The organism is Pseudoalteromonas sp. 0802 (assembly GCF_013350085.1).
Classification (GTDB): domain Bacteria; phylum Pseudomonadota; class Gammaproteobacteria; order Enterobacterales; family Alteromonadaceae; genus Pseudoalteromonas.
Genome location: NZ_JABVXE010000010.1, coordinates 58,517 through 75,897, shown reverse-complemented (window position 1 = coordinate 75,897; position 17,381 = coordinate 58,517). Strand labels below are relative to the sequence as shown.

The window sequence follows — 17,381 nt, the reverse complement described above, 5'->3', positions numbered from 1 at the left end:
GATAAGCGTACATTATATATACGTCAAGTGAACATTATATATACTTTCATTAATAAAATAAGAAAGTTCTGTCTTATCTTTCAAGTGCAACTGCTGATAACACACCGCTTTGCAAAATTATAATATAGAGCTTTGCAGTAAAGAAGCTTAACTCTATGAATATTTATAGATTATCCAACTGAACTTGTGCTGACTTTGCTTTTCAGTTTGGTAATATTATTTTAAAGCATTTAAGAAAAATTTGTAACACATTTATAACTGTGCAAAGCTTTCGACGTAGTCGCTAAGCTTGTCAATATCTACCACTTGTAAACCTTGATTACTTCTCTGCACTAAACCTTTTTCAACTAGTTCTGTAACTACGCGTCTATAAGCTCTTTCTGTGGTGGCAAAGCGCTCTGCTTCAGCATTTACGGTAGGGTAGGCACGCAGTAGTGTTGGGTTGCTGTTTTCAGCTCTTAATAAGCAATCTTTAGCTATATTGTAGCTAAGTGGTAATAGCAGCTTATCTAAGTTTATTTTTTGGTTTTCTTGGAATTTAGCGGCAATTGTTTGCGCCGTGTATAAGCTTAACTCAGGCTTTTCTAATAGTAGTGCGCGCCAATGTTTAAGTTCAATTAGGTTATAACTTACATCGCTAAAGCACGTAACTGTATAAATACAGGGGTAGTTATTCAGTGCTTCAATCTCACCAATCAATGTGTTGTTACAATCAAGCTGGCCCAAAAGAAGGCGTCGGCCATTACCCACGTCATAGCTGAACGACACTGTGCCGCTTCTAACTAATACGAGTTTTGACAAGGGTTGATCTTGATGGATCAGCACTTCTTTTTTAGCTTGTTGAAAACTGCTGCCAGCAAATGTCAGCAATTGGTCAACAAGATAGCTTGAAAAATGATATTGAAACATTAACGCCGCTCTTCGGACAATTGTCCTATTTATTACATCTTAATGACGCTAGCATTAAGATTCTAAGAATTTACGCTAACTTGCTAGTAAGGTGATTCACGTTACTGATACCTTCATTTCCCGTGTAATGATTTTAAAGCTAAGATTATTCTTAAGCTTTACAAGGTTTTTAGTAAGTTAGCTTTTTTATTTTATTGTCAAACTAGCACTGAGTGCGTCAAAAAAAATGACAAGCTCCAATGCTAACCTAAAGCCTAGGAGAGAACAATTGAGTTGGGAATATTTAGGCTATTTAGCGTCAGCACTTTTGGTTGCTTCTTTGACAATGAGCGATGTAGTAAAACTACGCTGGCTCAACCTAGCAGGATGTATTGCATTTACCTTCTACGGGCTGGCAATTGGTGCCGTTCCGGTGGCCTTCACCAATGGTTTACTGGCGTTTGTGAATATTTACCACATCATTAAATTAAAGCGTCAGCAAAAAGCTGACGCCGAGTAATATTATTCCTCTTTTTTATATTTTAGCTCGCCCGCAATCCAAGTTTGTGTCACGTTTATATCGTGGATCTCAGAAACTGGGGCTTTGTAATAGTCTTTATCAATCAAAATAAAGTCAGCCCACTTTCCTTGCTCTAAACTACCTACCTTAAACTCTTGATGTGCAGCATAAGCACCACCTAAAGTAAACGCACGCAAAGCTTCATCACGTGATAGCAGCTCTTGTGGTCGCCAGCCACCTTCAGGAAGTTGATTATGATCCATTCGTGTAATGGCTGAATATAAGCCATCAAACGGATCAGCAAGCTCTACAGGAAAGTCAGAACCTGCGGCAATTACTGAGCCTTGTGCTAAAAAGGTTTTCCAAGCATACGCCCCTTCAAGTTGTTTTTCAGTTAGGCGTTGCTCTGCCATATGCATATCAGAGGTTACATGAACAGGCTGCATTGATGGAATAATTTTTAACGTTTTAAAACGAGGGATATCTTCAGGAGTCACAATTTGTGCGTGTTCAATTCGATTACGCAGTAAAATCCCACCGGTTTTTTTAAACACATTTTCATAGGCATCGAGTACAACATGATTGGCTTTATCACCAATGGCGTGGGTGTTCGCACTAAAACCATGAGCAAAACTTAGGTTAAATAGTTGCTCAAGTTTTTCTTGGGTTTCAAGCATTAAGCCGTGGTGATTTTTACGATCTGCGTACTCCTCGATAAGGGCTGCGCCTCGACTTCCTAAAGCACCATCCGCATACACTTTGACACTTCGAATCGACAGCATGTCATTCATGTCTTTATATTTGCCCGCTTTGAGCATGGTTTCTAGCTGAGGGTCAGCTGCACTTAGCATGGCAACGATTCTAACCGGAAGGGACTTTTGCTCAGAGCGCTGCTTGTACACTTGCCACGTGTCGTAATCAATACCGGCATCATGGGTTGATGTAATACCCAAACTTAGTAGATGTTTACCTGCATTATCTAATGCCGTATTAATGCTGGCATGGCTTGCTTTTGGTACATGTTGGGTAACAAGCGTTTCGGCTTTATCAATGAATACCCCAGAAGGTAACCCTGAATCTAACTTTAAAATTTCACCGCCGGCAGGAGAGGGAGTTTGTTTATCAATACCTGCAAGTTCCATGGCTTTTGAGTTAACCCACACAGCATGGCCATCAACGCGAGAAAGTACCACTGGTTTGTCTTTTACATATTTGTCTAAATCAGCGGCAGTTGGAAACTCACCGCCAGGCCATTGCTCTTGATTCCAACCGCGACCAATGATCCAACCTTGTTTATCTTTGGCAAACTCAGCCAGCATTTTGCCAACCTCACCTGCCGAGCGCGTGTTCCTGACATCAAGTTGTGAGAGGTTATTCCCTAAACCAATTACATGGCCATGAGCATCGACTAAACCAGGTAATAACGTGGCTTGCTTACCATCAATAGAGGTGGCGTCAGGGAAGCTGTTTTTAATTGAGTCATTGCCTGTTTTTACGACTTTACCGTCTTTAAAAACCAGTGCTGAAAAGTGTTGGGTTTCGCCCTTGTAGGTAGGCGTGTAGCCATTTACATTGTAAATAACTGTGGTGTTGGCAAAACAGCTAAGCGAAGCTGTTGCTAGTAGGCTGATGATAAGTTTCATAATCTTCTAATAGTTTTTATTGATTTATGAAAACAGTATCAGAGTTGCAGTAAACTGCAACTCAGCAGCAATTAAATAGTTAACCTGGACTGTTTATTTGCTTGCGTAGACCTTAAATTCACTGAGCGATAATTTATTGTCTTTATCGCTGTCGTAGTTTTTGAAACGTGACCACAGAGCTGGGTCTCTCGCTGACTCTGAACGAGTCAGGTAGCCATCGTCATTACGATCAAGTTGTTTAAATTTTTCACCAATACTATCTGCAGCAAAACTTATTGTGCTAAATACACCACATAAAATTAAGCTGGCAAAGGTTAATTTTGACATTACTTTAACTCTTGTTTGTTAAATAGTGTTTAAATTCAAGGAGCGAGATTTGTTGATCTCTATCTGTATCCCACTGCGCCATGCGTTTTTGCAAGTGCGGTTGCGATGACAGTTCCTGCACAGATAAAAAGCCATTTTTATCTTTATCAAGGTGATCAAATCTTTGTTTTACATCCAATGCTAAGCTATTGAAGCTTATAGTAATTAAGGTACATGAAGCAAGCCAGAAAATTCTCATAGTTACACTCCTTTATTCATACTCATAATTACACCCCTTTATAAATAAAAGTGCTTGCCATAATTTAACTCCCAAAATTTAAATCCGTTTACACATTCCCTCTGGGATTATGGCAAGCACTTTAAGCCGTTAAGGTTTAAATTTTTCAAACTCTTGTTCAGACAGAACCTGATCGCCGTTTTCATCCAGATCGGCAAATTGCTTGAGTAATTTATCGTGTTTGGTTGCTTCAGTTAATGAAATCTCGCCGTCGGCGTTAATATCAAATTTAGCAAATCGAACATCCATTTGTGATGCTAAAACGGTGGCGCTGATAACTAAAAACATCAGCGAGAATGCAGATAAAAGTTGTTTCATTACAATCTCCTATTGAATAAACGACTGAAACTCAGAAAATGAAATTTGGCCATCTTGGTTACTATCAATTTGAGTAAAGTTGCCATGTAATAATGCATCTTCAGATGCTTCTGCTTCATTCAAAAAACCATTACTGTCTTTATCAAGCTCGTTAAACGTTGTTTGCAAATCTAGTGCATAACTACTTACCGAGAAGAGACTTATAAGCAGGGTGGCTACCCGGGCCTTTACTTTCATTTTGTGTCCTAAGTAACTAATTTGCTTAGTACCAATCAAAATCAGTGCCAATATTAAAAAACCTTAATTATCAACAGTTTATGGTTTTGATGTGGTTTTGAATGCGAAATAGTTACAGGGTGTTGTGTCTTTTTTGCAACGATTTTCAGGTGTTAAAACTTTATCCATTTTATTTCAATGAGTTAGCCTGTTGCCAAATAGCAACTTTGTATCGGTTTTTGGGTAAAAATCAGTACTTTTTAAGGTCGGATTCAGCGAGTGTCTAAGTTTGTTCACTAATAATCAGCATCTGAAATTATGTTGAGAGTGAATATGCAAAATACAGTAGCGATAAAAATAAAACAGTTACTTAATTGGCGACCGAGTCTTATTGGCCAGTTCGTCTGTAGCATTTTGCTGTCTTTACTACCGTTATCCTTGGTGGTGATTTTATTTTTAAATGCGCTTAATAAGCAGCTAGCGGTGACTCAAGAAATCGTCGGTGACAATTACGAAATCACTAAAGCATTTAATAACCTCAAACAAGACTTAAATAGCTTAGAAAGGGCAACTCGACAAAATTGGGTGCTTAAAAGTGAATCCCTCGATAGCTTGATTGCCAATAAGTGGCAATCTTCACTGCAAAGTATTGATGAGCTAATATTTTTAAGCCCAACCGCTGATTATGTCTCACAGTGGCGGCAACTGGCTGAGGTATTACAATTTGCACAACAGCACTTGTTGATAGAGCAAAAGCAAGACGGTGAGTTATTTGCTCCTGCCAGCAAGCTTATCAGTGAGCAAACAAATTGGCTCAAAGAGCAAAATGAATTACGCATCACAAAAAATCAGCAGCAATTAAAAGCACTTCAAACTTCATTCATTAATTGGTTAGTTGCGTTAATTCCTCTCACGTTATTGGTTGGAGGCGGGTTTCTTTGGCGGATCAGCGGACGTCTGAGAGAGCTTACACATGTGATTGATAAACTAGGGCAAGGCCATTGGCAGCAAAAAATTCAAGTTCGCGGCTCGTCAGAGTTAGTTGAATTAGGTAATAAATTAGAGTGGGTTCAAGCACAGCTACATATGCTTGAGCAGCAAAAAGATACGTTTTTACGCCATGTGACACATGAGTTAAAAACCCCCCTAGCTTCGATGGTTGAAGGCACAGATTTACTTGCAGATGAAATTGTTGGCCCAATCAATAGCGAGCAACAAGCTGTCCTCGAGTTAATAACACAAAGTATGGTGCGACTCAGAGCCATGATTGAAAGCTTATTGAGTTACAACGCCATTCGAACGAGTAAGCAAAGCCTAAGCGAGCTTAACTTTAACTTGATGATGAATAAAATTGAGCGTCATTTTGAGCACCGATTATCAGCCCGTGATTTATCCATTGTGTGGGTGAATGAATTACCAAATAAAGCCTTGTTTACCTCAATTGAGCTACTTGAAATGGTGCTCATTCAGTTGACTTCAAATGCGTTAAAGTTTTCGCCGGAACACGAGTCAGTGACAATAAAAGCAAGCTTAAAACAGGGGCAGTTAATTTTGAGTGTCAGCGACTTAGGATTGGGGATAGAAGATACTGAAAAAGCCGCTGTGTTTGGGGCTTTTTATCAAGGCAAGAATGCAAAACAACATACTGAAATGGGCAGCGGACTTGGTTTAACTATCGTTAAAGAAACTGTTGAACAATTAAACGGTAAGCTCTCTATTACAGATAATGAGCCACAAGGGTGTGTATTTACAGCCATTTTACCAATTCAATTAACCCAAGGAGTTAACTGATATGGGCTTAGCGAATAAAGCCAGTTTTATGCTTGTTATAGGCACGCTTTTTATAACAGGGTGCACGATCACGCAAAAGCATGTTGAGCCAAAGCAAGTAGAGCCGACAACAGGTGTGAAACCTCAAGGGCAACCTAATCCAAAGCCTCGGCCGAAAAGTGAGCCGCTATACCCGCCTGCAAGTACAGTCATTGCTTGGCATGCTGCTAAGTGTGGTGGCTTTAAAGCAAGCTCTGATAAAGCAAATTATGTTGGTGAAAATGAGCTAAAACGTCTGTTTGAGTCGATTTGTTTACTCGGTGCTTCTGAGCCAGAAAAAGCCCTTAATCAGCTTGAAAAAAGTGACCATGCTTTTTATTGGCCAGATGATATTAAGCAGTATCTTTGGTTACAAAAGCAATATTTACAACAGAATTTAGCGGCAAAACAAGCTAAGCAAGCGCTAAGTGATGAAATGGAAAAAACCTTATCGTCGCTTGCTACTATCGAACAACAACTTCTGCTACGTGAAGAAACCAAGGAGCAGTAACCATGAATGAAGTAACAAAACCACGGGTTTTATTAGTAGATGATGATGCGAGTTTATTAAAGCTACTGGCAATTAGAATTGAGTCTAAAGGCTATTTGGTTAGTACCGTTGAAAGTGGCATTGAGGCACTACAAACGCTAAAAAACCAAACCTATGATGCGGTGATCACCGACTTAAGGATGGATGAAATGGACGGCATGGCTCTACATCGCCAGTTACAAAGTCGTTATCCTTCAATGCCGGTGATTATGATGACAGCCCATGGTTCGATACCTGATGCCGTGGAAGCGACGAAGCAAGGTATATTTGCATTTATTACCAAACCGGTTGATAAAGATGAGCTGTTCGACAGCCTTGCTAAAGCTATCGAGATCCATGGTGTACACGGTGATGAAACACCTACACAAACGAATATTGTCACCCGTAGCGGTGCGATGTTGCATCTACTTGAGCAAGTTAAATTGCTTGGTCCAACGCAAGTGAATGTATTGATCTCCGGTGCTAGTGGCACAGGTAAAGAACTGCTTGCACAAGCAATACATCAACACAGCCATGTTAGTGATGGGCCATTTGTGGCAATTAACTGCGGCGCAGTGCCGGGAGAGCTTTTAGAGTCTGAATTATTTGGGCATAAAAAAGGCGCATTTACAGGTGCAGTCAAAGACCATCAAGGTTTGTTTCAACAAGCACAAGGTGGTACCCTTTTTCTAGACGAAATTGGTGATATGCCGCTAAATTTACAAGTAAAACTGCTGAGGGTTTTACAAGAGAAAACCATTCGCCCTGTAGGCTTTCAAGAAGAGATCCCAATTGATGTGCGGGTGGTGTCGGCGACTCATAAGAATCTTCCTGAGGCAATCAATAATCAGCAGTTCCGTGAAGATTTATATTACCGATTAAACGTGGTGAACTTAAAATTGCCTCCGCTTTGTGAACGCCGAGAAGATATCAGTTTGCTAGCGCAGCATTTTGCAGGTCTAATTGCTAAACGTATGGGGCAAGATCAAAAGCAGTTTGCCAATGATGCAATGCATGCTTTGGTTCGCTATGACTGGCCGGGTAATATCCGTCAATTACAAAATGTGATAGAGCAGGTAGTAGCCCTTACACCTGGTAAAGTGATTGCTGCTCAGTTAGTTGAGAGTGCATTAAATAGTAATGTTAGTATTGCTGAGCCACTTTCGTTAAATGATGCAAAAAAAGAATTTGAGCGAGATTATTTAATTAATACGCTGAAAATGTCAGCAGGTAATGTTGCCGAAGCCGCAAAGCTTGCGAAACGTAATCGCTCAGATTTTTATAAATTAATCAAAAAGCACAACATTAATGTTGAAAGCTTAATATAAGGAAAAACATGGCGCTTTTTTTAGTCTATCTGGGCGGTCGTATTCAAGGTTGCCACATTGAAATGCACGACGTTCGATTTGTCGTAGGTGATAACATTGAACAAACCTATTCAAAATTAAAAGCACAATGGGTGGGTGATAAAAGCAATGTGCACATGGATAGCTACATGCAAATTCAGCACATCGATGGCTATCAGGTCGAAGTGGTTGATACTGCGCATCACCAAGCCGAAAAACTATACTTTGTAAATTTAGGTGCTTACCGAGCTGATAGTCTTGCAGAGCAACATGATTTTGCATTGTACGTTGCCCGTAGCAGTGAAGAAGCAAAGCAACGCGCTAAAGAGTCTTTATTGGCGGGAATGACTCATCTTCATAAAGATGACTTACACGATGTAGACGATTGTTTTGCGATTGATTTGTTAGATAGCAACTTATCAATCAAATTAACGCCAAGCGGGCAAGCTCAAGCAATGAAACCCGATTGGTTTGGCTATTACGTTCTTTGATCTATTCTTGGTTATCGTTTTTACTGGCAACTTTAAAGGCGATAATCACCAATCCAAACAAAGCAAATGGCAGTGCAGCGAGTAAATACTCAACGGTATGGCTGTCTTGGTAGTTGGGCTGGAGTAGGAAGTGACCTGCAACACAAAGTAAAATAGCCACGAATAAAACGGGCAGTAAAATCAGTTCTTTTTTAGGTGAGTGTTTTTTCATTACAAGGCGTTATATTCCAAAGGTGCGCCATTGTAATGATCTCAGCTTACTCAGGTCAAATAAGTTGCTTTGTAGTTTGCTTTATATTGCGCTGTATCAACTTTTTTAGTGTCAGCTTTTACAGGCTGCTTTTTTGGAGCCGCTGGTTTATCGGTTGCTTCATTATAGCTAAATAGCCCCATAATGAATTCAATCTCTTCACGTTGTAATCCAGATCGCATGATGCCCTCCAAAGAATAATTTGCCTTTTGTATTACAAATATTACGTCCTGTAATCTGAATTATCGGTGAATACCCAGTCATTAAACTGTAATCATATGTAACGCAAATGTGCTTATTTAATAGGCAACTCCACAGTAAACACAACACCTGTGCCATCATCTAAATTTTCTGCCAATACTTTACCGTGATGGTAATCGCAAATAAGCCTTACAATATAAAGACCTAAACCCAAGTGTGGCTGCTGCTGATGTTGCTGACTTCTCACCGAGACCATTGAGTCGAAAATGTGTTCAACTAAACCGTCAGGGAGCAGAGGTCCTTGGTTGCTAATTGTTAATAATGCATGGTGCTCTTGCTTGGTTAAGCTGACTGAAATTGTGCTTTGCGAGGTTTTAAACTCAAGTGCGTTGTTGATGAGCTTATCGAGTAATTGGGCAATAAATTCTGGTGCGCCACTAACATTTAACGGCTCTTTATATAGCGACAAGGTAAATAGGCTTTCACCATAGGTTATTTGATAGCCCTGCATGCAGCCGGTGATCACCTTGGTCAGGTCAAACTCTTCAGCCTCGGCACTTTGAATACTTTGTTCAAGGCGCGTTGCTTCACTCATGGTGGTAATAATTTTACCTAACCGCTCAACCCCTTCACTGGCACGGTCGAGGTATTTTTGACTCAGTTCAGATTGCGGCTGCATTTGTAAATTTTCAAGCGATGAGCGCACAACAGCCACGGGCGTACGCAGCTCATGGGAGAGTCGTGATGACATATTTTCTAAGTAATCAGTATAACCACTTAAACGGCTAACAATGTTGGCAAAGCTGCGAGAAAGGTCGCCAATTTCGTCATTCGAATCGGCATAAGTAATTTTGCCGGTGATGCGCCCTTGGGCATCAATGGCTTGCTCGGCGTTGTCACGTAAGCGGCGAATACGGCTGGAAATTCTTGAAGCAAAAAAGAATAGCGTCACAGTGCCTACAAGCATCACTGCTAAAATGACATTAAAGAGCTTCTCTAACGATTTATTACGTAGGGTGCGCACGCCATTGGTGGTTTCTTCTGCGATTACTGCACCAATGACTTTGTCTTGGATCCAAATAGGGTAGGCCGCCGATAAAATAACGGCTTTGTTATCTGGAGTTAAGCGCCATGATGATGCAGGTTTCCCATTTAAAGCACTGGCTATGTGAGTACCTTGCATCGCTGCGACATCATGTAAGGTATCAATAAACTCATTTTCTGGGCGAGTTAAAATTTTATAGTAAAGTGGGTGTAAGTAATCTTGCTCAAAGCGTTGCCACCAAGTTGTTGCGGGCTCCTCTTTTAGGCCGTCTGCCCAAACGCCATCGGCATGATGAATTGAGCCTGATTGTGCAAGTACGCGATGATGGTTATCGACGACCCAAATTCGGCTGCCACTGTGGCCCATGCCTTTCAAAATACGGTTAATTTCTGGCGAAGGTACTAAAACAGAGCCGATATCATTAGGATTTTGTAGGTTTGAGGTCGACATAAGCTGAGGCTCAACCTTGTCTTCATCCCAATCTTCAATGGCAAAACCAAGCTTATTACCTAGCATCGAAAGCGGAAAACGCAGTTCTATGTTGTAACCCGTGTCGGTGCTTTTAAAATAGCCTTGGATTTTAGTGATAGGCTCTTGTGTCGAAGCGTCAAAGGCATTAACCCAGCCATCTTGGCGGGCGGCCACCACATAACTTTTAAACTCACCTTCAGGTGTTTTTAACATGATCTGTAAGTGATCATTACGGGTAAAGCTGAGCACATTTTTAGCGCGATACACCAGTGAGCTGTCAGTGACTTTAAATGCCGCATAAAGGTAGTTTTCGTATTTGCCTACCATGTGATCAAAACTTAGATCACTCTCTTGATGATCATTACTTAACCCCTGTAAGTAGCGCTTGTCGTAATGCCAAAATAAGCTTTGATAAGGCTGCCATTCCGACAATTTACCATCAAGTTGAATCGGGTTATTCAGATTATAGGCATATAAATCTCGGCCTTTTACAACTTGATCTAAAAAGTTGGTTTGCGAGTCAAACAAAGCAGGGCGCTCATGTAATGCCGTTGCAAGTGCGCGGGTGGTGCCCACTAAGGTTTTTTCTTGCCCTTGTCTTAAGAACTTTTCCATTTCCCAAACATATTCATAGCCAAGCCAAGGCAATAAAAATAAAAAGCAGGATAAGAAAATAAACTTAGTTCTAAGCCCCAAACGCAGCATTAAGCTTGCTCCCAGCGATAACCCATACCGTAAACGGTATCAATGCAATCAAATGCATCATCTAAAGCAATAAACTTTTTACGAATGCGTTTTACGTGTGAGGTAATAGTACTGTCATCAACATAAATTTTCGCATCACTCATTAATTCGTTGCGGCTTTTTACATGGCCTGGACGTTGTGCAAGTGAATGTACCATCCAAAATTCTGTCACAGTTAAATCAACCAGTTGCTCTTGCCAAAAAACCTGCATGCGCTGAGTATCTAACTTTAACGGGCCGCGATGCAAAAGAGCGGTTTGATCGGCGGGTTGATCGAAGGCATCAAGGCGTCTAAACAAGGCACCAATGCGGGCAGCAAGGTGCGCCATACTGATGTCTTTGGTTAAGTAGTCGTCTGCTCCCATGCGCAGGCCACATACGGTATCAATTTCGCTATCGCGGGCGGTTAAAAATATAATCGGTAAGGTTTTTGAAAGACTGCGTAATGTTTGGCAAAGTAAAAAACCACCATCCACTTCATGGCCAAGGCCAATATCAACAATGGCTAAATCTGGTAAAGATTGACTAAATGCCAATTCAGCACTGGCTCTGTCGGCAAAGCCTACAACCTGATAGCCCTGAGCGCTGAGCATTTCTGTGTAGTTTTCGCGGATTGCTGTTTCATCTTCAACGATTGCTATTTTCTTCATTGTTAATACTTACTTAAATTCTTTCTATAGCGAACTATACCTAATTTTTTGCCTTGCGTACTGGCAAAAACGCGATTGCCATTTTTCTGCCACAATTGCTCAGCAGTTTGCCTTTTTTGATCCCCTTTATTGCCATTTCGACTTGTTTTAATAGCTCCATACCAAGTTTGCAACACCAACCAATGTTGCCAAGTAATTAAGTAGAAAAAGGATTAAACCATGAAAAAATTAATTATTGCCGCTTTCATTACATCTGCTGTATCTGTAGCTCCTTTTGCAGACGCTGCGAGTCAAACTAAACAAGAAACACCAAAAGAAACAGCTATTGGCTTAGGTGCAGGTGCCCTTGTTGGCGGCATAGTTGGCGGCCCAGTTGGTGCATTTATTGGCGCGTTTGCTGGTGGCTTAATTGGCGAAAAAGAAGCGGCAGACAACACCATTGATGAACAAGCTCACGCATTAGTTGTAATGAAAGAGCAAAGCGCAGATTACCAACAAGTGATCGCCGATAACGCAGCGCTAAGTGAGCAGCTTGAATTATTAGCTGACGAAAAAGAGCAGTTACTACAAGCCCAATTAAACACCTTACTGGCGATGACGGTGCAGTTTAAAACCGGCTCTAGCGAAATAGCCCCGCACTTTGCTAATCAACTCGACAAAGTCGCACAGTTACTGATCGCTCAGCCAAATCTGGCTATCGACTTAAATGGCTTTGCAGATCAGCGTGGTGATGAGTTGGCTAATTTAATGCTTTCAAAACAACGTGTAAATGCAGTGCAAAGCTACTTAATTAAACAAGGTGTGCCTCATACGCGCTTAACCGCAACTGCCTTTGGTGAGCAGCAAAGTGTTGCCGATTCAAATAACTACGAAGACAACGTGTTTGACCGCCGCGTAACCTTAACGACACGCCCTGTGTCACAAAGCAGCTTACGTACAGCACAAAGTAACCACTAATTCATCGGTCGATGGAGTGACATATTATGTTGAGTAACCGTACCAAAAGGCTCCTTTTTGGGAGCCTTTTTATCCTCTTATTAGGTTATGCAGTTAACCCTGCATTTGCAGCTAATGCCAGTGCCGAACTGCGATTTTATGATGATTCAAATAGCCAAGTGTCGTCGGGCTTATTAGTGAAAAATGATGTCACTATGACGCTCACTGGGCTTATTAATCATGTTGTTGTTAAACAACGTTATCAAAACCCGCACCCGTTTGCGGTTAATGCCCGTTATGTGTTTCCGTTACCTGATGAAAGCGCAGTTCATGCCATGCAAATGCAAATTGGTGAGCGTATTATCACCGGTAACATTGCCCTTAAGCAGCAGGCAGAGCAGCAATTTGAGCAAGCTCAAAAACAGGGTAAACGCGCCGCTTTAGTTCGTCAGCAGCGTGCGAACATTTTCTCAACTGATGTGGCAAACCTTGGAGCAGGGGAAGAGATTGAAATTACCTTGCAATACCAAGAGATAATCGGTTTTCGAGATGGTGTGTTTTCACTGCGCTTTCCAACCACTATTACGCCGCGCTACGAACCTTTAACGGCAGAACTGCAGCAAAAAGCGAATCTAGAAACAACAGACACAGAACAACAAAACGACGCAACAGCTAACACAGCGCAAGTGGCATCAGCGTGGCTAAAGCCTGTTTTTCATCGTGCACAAAGCCAAGAGTCTGATGCGAGCCTAAACCTTGCTATTTCGATGGATATTGGCCTTGAGCTCAGTGATATCAACGCTAATTTAGTGGGCATGCAAATCGATAATCCAAGTTTTGGGCGCTATCAATTATCACTTAATCGTGATGTCCCAATGGATAGAGACTTTGAGCTGACATTTAAACCCCTTGATAAAGCCCACTCTCAGGCTGCATTTTTTACCGAAACAGTAGCAGGACAAGAATATGGTTTACTGATGTTAGTACCGCCAAGCAATCACTTTACCTCGCAAGCTCGACTTCCTCGTGAAATGGTGTTTGTTGTTGATACCTCCGGCTCAATGCATGGTCAATCAATGGAGCAGGCCAAACAAGCCTTGTTTTATGCTTTATCGTTATTGGATGAAAATGACAGTTTTAACATCATTGGCTTTGATAACGAAGTGTCGGTATTAAGTGACACGCCAATGATTGCCAATGACTTTAACATTCGCCGTGCAGAGCGCTTTATTTATGGTTTACAAGCTGATGGCGGCACCGAAATAGCAAAAGCACTGACTCAGGTACTTGATGGTAAACAGCATGATGGTTTTGTACGCCAAGTGGTGTTTTTAACCGATGGCAGTGTGGGTAACGAAACGCAGCTATTTAAACAAATTCAAACAGATTTAGGTGACAGCCGACTCTTTACCGTCGGTATTGGTAGCGCGCCTAATAGCTTTTTTATGACCAGAGCTGCTGACATTGGTCGTGGTACATTTACTTTTATTAGTAGCACCAACCAAGTACAGCCAAAAATGCAGCTACTTTTTGATAAGCTGGCGCATCCAGCTGTTACTGAGCTTGCTCTTGAAGGCGACAAAGCAGCCCTTGAGTATTGGCCATCGCCATTACCTGACTTGTATTTTTCAGAGCCGGTTTTGGTTGCCGTGAAGCTTGATGGCAGTCAGCACTTAACATTAAAGGGGCAGACAAACACAGGGCCAATGACGATTAATTTAGCAACTGCCAATGCTGCACACGGCGAAGGTATCGCTAGACTCTGGGCCAGACAAAAAATTAAGTCATTGCTGCTTTATAACGAAAAACAAACGGTACGCGCAGAAGTCGAAGCATTAGCACTTCAGCATCATTTACTTAGCCCTTTTACGGCCTTTATTGCAGTTGATAACTACGCGGGTAATGAGATTGCAGAGCGTTCAATGCAAGTACGAAACAAACTCCCTAACGGCATGACACTGCCACAAACCGACGGACAAAGTCGAGTGTTTATGCTACTTGGGTTGTTGCTGCTTACATTCTCATGGTTATGGCAATGGCGACGTTAAAAAAAGCGCTGCCAGTTTGCAGCGCCTTACTTGGCATCGCATTGTTTGTTAATGGTGGATATATGCAGGCGAAAGCGTGGCTGGCACAGGCGTTGATTGAATCTGCTTGGCAGCAAGCTTTGCAAAGTCCTAATGAACAAGTAAGGCCTTGGTTTTACGCCGATGGTTATGTCACTGCACACATAAATTGGCCAAGCCAGCAGCAAGAATTGACTGTACTTGCTGGTGCATCGGGGCGAAACCTCGCGTTTGCCCCTGGGCATTTTTTGCCAAGCGGTGAACTTGGCAGCTCAAAAGGGGTGTTAATAGCTGGCCATAACGACACCCACTTTGCATTTCTAAAACATGTCGCAGTGGGTGAGCAATTCAGTATGCAGTTGCAAAATGGCCAGATTGAGCACTATCAAGTTCGTAGCATTGATGTTATTCATCAAAGCGAACAGGGCTTTTTAGCACAATCAGGCCTTTATTTATTAACCTGTTACCCTTTTGACTCGTTAGCTTCAGGGACAGAGTTTAGGCTATTGGTGTCGGCTGATAAATTATCGTCGTCTACGTCAACTTTGAGCTCTTGATGACGTTGGCTAACAATAACACCAGCGAATACCACCGCAATACTCACCCATTGCCAAAGTGTGAGTACTTCGCCAAGTAGAATGGCTGACAAAATTAACGCAAAAATTGGAATGAGGTTTGAGTAAGCCGCAGCAGTTAATACCGACACCTTACTAATTGCGTAGTTGTACATGCCATAGCCGCCTAAAGTGACACATGAGCCTAAATATAAAATGCTCAGTAGGGCACTTAAATCATGCTGATTTTCGCTGGGTAGTTCGATGAAAAATAAAAAAGGCGCAAAGAATAAGCTACCGCTAAGTCCTTGAATTGCAATTAAAGTAAGTGGTGAGTAACGAGCTACTAGGTGTTTTACGCTCACGGTATAAAACGCCGCGCACACCATCGCCATCAACTCTAAAAAGTTACCAAGCAGTGGGTTTGGGGCTTGTTCAGTGCTTGGTGATAATAGCGTTAATAAAATACTGCCACCAATACATAAGGTAAAACCAACGACGATGGCTTTACTGATGTACTCTTTTAATATTAAGAAAGCCAAAATAGCGACGATAATAGGTAAACAAGAGACTATTACCCCAGCTTGCGATGCCGAAGTGTATTCAAGAGCATGCCCTTCAAATAAATAATAAAAGCAAGGCTCAGCCAGTGACATACCAATTAAGTACTTCCAGTCACCTTGTTTAAACTCAAAGCGGATTATATAGCGCCATAAACATAAGCTAATCAATAGGGTGGTTAGCATTCTTAAAAAAATCACTAACACAGGATCATAAACATTGATTGCATGCTTTAGAGCAATGTAGGAGCTACCCCATAAAAAGGTCGCGATAATTAAGCATAAACTGGCTGGCATAGGCGTCGCTATTGAGTAAAAAAACGAGAGCGCGATCCTAGCATGAATTTTTTTAACTTGTTCAAAAATTGTTAGCTGGTATATATATACCCAAACTACCTCAAGATGCAGAATATAAGAATCAAATGCAAAGGCCACACGTCGTTGTTGTAAAGCTGGGTACAAGCGTGCTGACAGGCGGTACCGACAAATTAGATAAAGCACACATGGTTGAACTTGTTCGCCAATGTTGTGAATTAAAAAAACAGGGTTATCAGGTTGTTTTAGTATCAAGCGGCGCAGTTGCTGCAGGTCGCGAGCAACTTATTACCCCCTGTGGTCGTTCTTTGATTGAAAAACAAATGCTTGCCGCAATCGGTCAAGGGCAACTTATTCATATTTGGCAGAGCTTGTTTGCTTTGTATGGTGTGAATGTTGGACAAATGCTACTGACCCGCGCCGATGTAGAAGACCGTGAACGTTACTTAAATGCCCGCGATACCTTAAATGCACTACTTGCGCACAATGTAGTACCAATTATTAACGAGAACGACGCCGTGGCAACTGCCGAAATTAAAGTCGGCGATAACGATAACTTATCTGCTTTAGTCGCAATATTAGCGAATGCAGAAAAGCTGTTACTATTAACTGACCAAGAAGGCCTATTTACAGGCGATCCTCGCTCTGATGCCAATGCAACACTTATCAATGAAGTTGAGCATATTAATGATGAGCTAAGAGAGCTCGCTGGTGGCAGTGGCACTACCCTAGGTACCGGTGGTATGGCAACCAAACTGCAAGCAGCCGATATTGCACGTCGCGCCGGTGTTGAGGTCATTATTGCCAAAGGCGCAGGCAAAAATGTGATTTTAAATTGCATGGCCGACAAGCTCCCTGGTACACGCTTTTTAAAACTCACCGCACCAAAAGATGGCCGCAAAAAATGGTTACTTGCAGGACCTAAAAGCACGGGGCAATTAGTGATTGATGATGGCGCAAGCCTTGCACTTAAAGAGCGTGGTGCAAGCTTACTGGCAAAAGGCGTAAAAACTGTGCGAGGGCAATTTGAGCGCGGTGATGTGATTGAAGTGGTGACGTGCCAAGGGCAATGTATAGCCAAAGGCCTTGTTAATTTTAACCATCAAGAAATTGATCAAATTAAGGGCTGTCATTCGTCGCAAATTACCCAGTTGCTTGCATTTGCACCAAGCAGTGAAGTAATCCATCGAGATGATATGATTTTGTTATAGTTTTTTAGTAATTC

At 41.7% G+C, this 17,381-nt stretch carries 20 protein-coding genes; 9 read left to right on the top strand and 11 right to left on the bottom strand.

Features of this window, described 5'->3' with window-relative positions; genetic code table 11:
* Window positions 1-252: 252 nt before the first annotated feature.
* Window positions 253-909: a Crp/Fnr family transcriptional regulator gene (locus tag HUS61_RS14885; protein WP_054560870.1), complete on the bottom strand. Its 657-nt coding sequence runs from the start codon at window positions 907-909 to the stop codon at window positions 253-255.
* Window positions 910-1,177: 268 nt separating this feature from the next.
* Here HUS61_RS14885 and HUS61_RS14880 point away from each other — a divergent pair, with 268 nt between their 5' ends.
* Entirely contained in the window at window positions 1,178-1,408 is a 231-nt protein-coding gene (locus HUS61_RS14880; protein ID WP_054560869.1) for a YgjV family protein, read from the top strand.
* A gap of 2 nt (window positions 1,409-1,410) precedes the next feature.
* On the opposite strand, the gene HUS61_RS14875 is transcribed toward HUS61_RS14880, so the two are convergent.
* The 5 genes from HUS61_RS14875 to HUS61_RS14855 form a co-directional block, all read right to left on the bottom strand.
* Entirely contained in the window at window positions 1,411-3,051 is a 1,641-nt protein-coding gene (locus HUS61_RS14875) for an amidohydrolase (RefSeq protein WP_175082957.1), read from the bottom strand.
* A gap of 93 nt (window positions 3,052-3,144) precedes the next feature.
* Window positions 3,145-3,378 carry an EF-hand domain-containing protein gene (locus HUS61_RS14870; protein WP_054560867.1) on the bottom strand — a complete coding sequence of 78 codons (234 nt, stop codon included), beginning with the start codon at window positions 3,376-3,378 and terminating at the stop codon, window positions 3,145-3,147.
* 4 nt (window positions 3,379-3,382) lie between these two features.
* Window positions 3,383-3,616 (bottom strand): EF-hand domain-containing protein, encoded by a 234-nt coding sequence (locus tag HUS61_RS14865; RefSeq protein ID WP_175082956.1) that lies wholly within the window; start codon window positions 3,614-3,616, stop codon window positions 3,383-3,385.
* Between the two features lie 129 nt (window positions 3,617-3,745).
* Window positions 3,746-3,973: a hypothetical protein gene (locus tag HUS61_RS14860; protein WP_175082955.1), complete on the bottom strand. Its 228-nt coding sequence runs from the start codon at window positions 3,971-3,973 to the stop codon at window positions 3,746-3,748.
* A 9-nt stretch (window positions 3,974-3,982) separates the two neighbouring features.
* Window positions 3,983-4,210 carry an EF-hand domain-containing protein gene (locus HUS61_RS14855; RefSeq protein WP_175082954.1) on the bottom strand — a complete coding sequence of 76 codons (228 nt, stop codon included), beginning with the start codon at window positions 4,208-4,210 and terminating at the stop codon, window positions 3,983-3,985.
* Between the two features lie 312 nt (window positions 4,211-4,522).
* Here HUS61_RS14855 and HUS61_RS14850 point away from each other — a divergent pair, with 312 nt between their 5' ends.
* The 4 genes from HUS61_RS14850 to HUS61_RS14835 are packed head-to-tail and all read left to right on the top strand — an operon-like array spanning window position 4,523 to window position 8,364.
* Window positions 4,523-5,980, top strand: a complete 1,458-nt coding sequence (locus HUS61_RS14850) for a HAMP domain-containing sensor histidine kinase (protein WP_175082953.1) — start codon at window positions 4,523-4,525, stop codon at window positions 5,978-5,980.
* A 1-nt stretch (window position 5,981) separates the two neighbouring features.
* A complete protein-coding gene (locus tag HUS61_RS14845; protein WP_175082952.1) occupies window positions 5,982-6,509 on the top strand; it encodes a hypothetical protein in 528 nt (175 codons plus the stop codon).
* Between the two features lie 2 nt (window positions 6,510-6,511).
* Complete coding sequence (locus tag HUS61_RS14840) at window positions 6,512-7,855, top strand: sigma 54-interacting transcriptional regulator (RefSeq protein ID WP_175082951.1); 1,344 nt, start codon at window positions 6,512-6,514, stop codon at window positions 7,853-7,855.
* Between the two features lie 8 nt (window positions 7,856-7,863).
* The gene (locus HUS61_RS14835) at window positions 7,864-8,364 is read left to right on the top strand and encodes a DUF1543 domain-containing protein (protein ID WP_054560861.1); all 501 of its coding nucleotides are present in this window, start codon (window positions 7,864-7,866) and stop codon (window positions 8,362-8,364) included.
* Between the two features lies 1 nt (window position 8,365).
* Here HUS61_RS14835 and HUS61_RS14830 read toward each other — a convergent pair whose 3' ends face one another.
* The 4 genes from HUS61_RS14830 to pdsR all read right to left on the bottom strand — a co-directional run bounded on the left by HUS61_RS14830 (window position 8,366) and on the right by pdsR (window position 11,725).
* A complete protein-coding gene (locus HUS61_RS14830) occupies window positions 8,366-8,575 on the bottom strand; it encodes a hypothetical protein (protein ID WP_054551195.1) in 210 nt (69 codons plus the stop codon).
* A 50-nt stretch (window positions 8,576-8,625) separates the two neighbouring features.
* The gene (locus HUS61_RS14825) at window positions 8,626-8,796 is read right to left on the bottom strand and encodes a hypothetical protein (protein WP_156426462.1); all 171 of its coding nucleotides are present in this window, start codon (window positions 8,794-8,796) and stop codon (window positions 8,626-8,628) included.
* A gap of 113 nt (window positions 8,797-8,909) precedes the next feature.
* Window positions 8,910-11,036 carry a proteobacterial dedicated sortase system histidine kinase gene (gene pdsS / locus HUS61_RS14820; RefSeq protein ID WP_175082950.1) on the bottom strand — a complete coding sequence of 709 codons (2,127 nt, stop codon included), beginning with the start codon at window positions 11,034-11,036 and terminating at the stop codon, window positions 8,910-8,912.
* Window positions 11,036-11,725, bottom strand: coding sequence for a proteobacterial dedicated sortase system response regulator (gene pdsR, locus HUS61_RS14815; protein ID WP_063527939.1), 690 nt, complete (start codon window positions 11,723-11,725; stop codon window positions 11,036-11,038). Before pdsR ends, pdsS begins: the two co-directional genes overlap by 1 nt.
* A gap of 219 nt (window positions 11,726-11,944) precedes the next feature.
* On the opposite strand from pdsR, the gene pdsO reads away from it, so the two are divergent.
* Genes pdsO through HUS61_RS14800 form a run of 3 tightly spaced genes read left to right on the top strand, consistent with a single transcriptional unit; the run spans window position 11,945 to window position 15,284 of the window.
* Complete coding sequence (gene pdsO, locus HUS61_RS14810; RefSeq protein ID WP_175082949.1) at window positions 11,945-12,682, top strand: sortase-associated OmpA-like protein PdsO; 738 nt, start codon at window positions 11,945-11,947, stop codon at window positions 12,680-12,682.
* Between the two features lie 26 nt (window positions 12,683-12,708).
* Window positions 12,709-14,709, top strand: a complete 2,001-nt coding sequence (locus HUS61_RS14805; RefSeq protein WP_175082948.1) for a marine proteobacterial sortase target protein — start codon at window positions 12,709-12,711, stop codon at window positions 14,707-14,709.
* Window positions 14,697-15,284, top strand: coding sequence for a class GN sortase (locus HUS61_RS14800; protein ID WP_175082947.1), 588 nt, complete (start codon window positions 14,697-14,699; stop codon window positions 15,282-15,284). Before HUS61_RS14805 ends, HUS61_RS14800 begins: the two co-directional genes overlap by 13 nt.
* Here the strand turns inward: HUS61_RS14800 and HUS61_RS14795 are convergent.
* A complete protein-coding gene (locus tag HUS61_RS14795) occupies window positions 15,191-16,138 on the bottom strand; it encodes a DMT family transporter (RefSeq protein WP_175082946.1) in 948 nt (315 codons plus the stop codon). The genes HUS61_RS14800 and HUS61_RS14795 overlap by 94 nt on opposite strands.
* A gap of 125 nt (window positions 16,139-16,263) precedes the next feature.
* Between HUS61_RS14795 and proB the strand changes: the two genes are divergently transcribed.
* On the top strand, window positions 16,264-17,367 hold the full coding sequence (gene proB, locus HUS61_RS14790) for a glutamate 5-kinase (protein ID WP_054560854.1): 1,104 nt from the start codon (window positions 16,264-16,266) through the stop codon (window positions 17,365-17,367).
* Window positions 17,368-17,381: the final 14 nt, after the last annotated feature.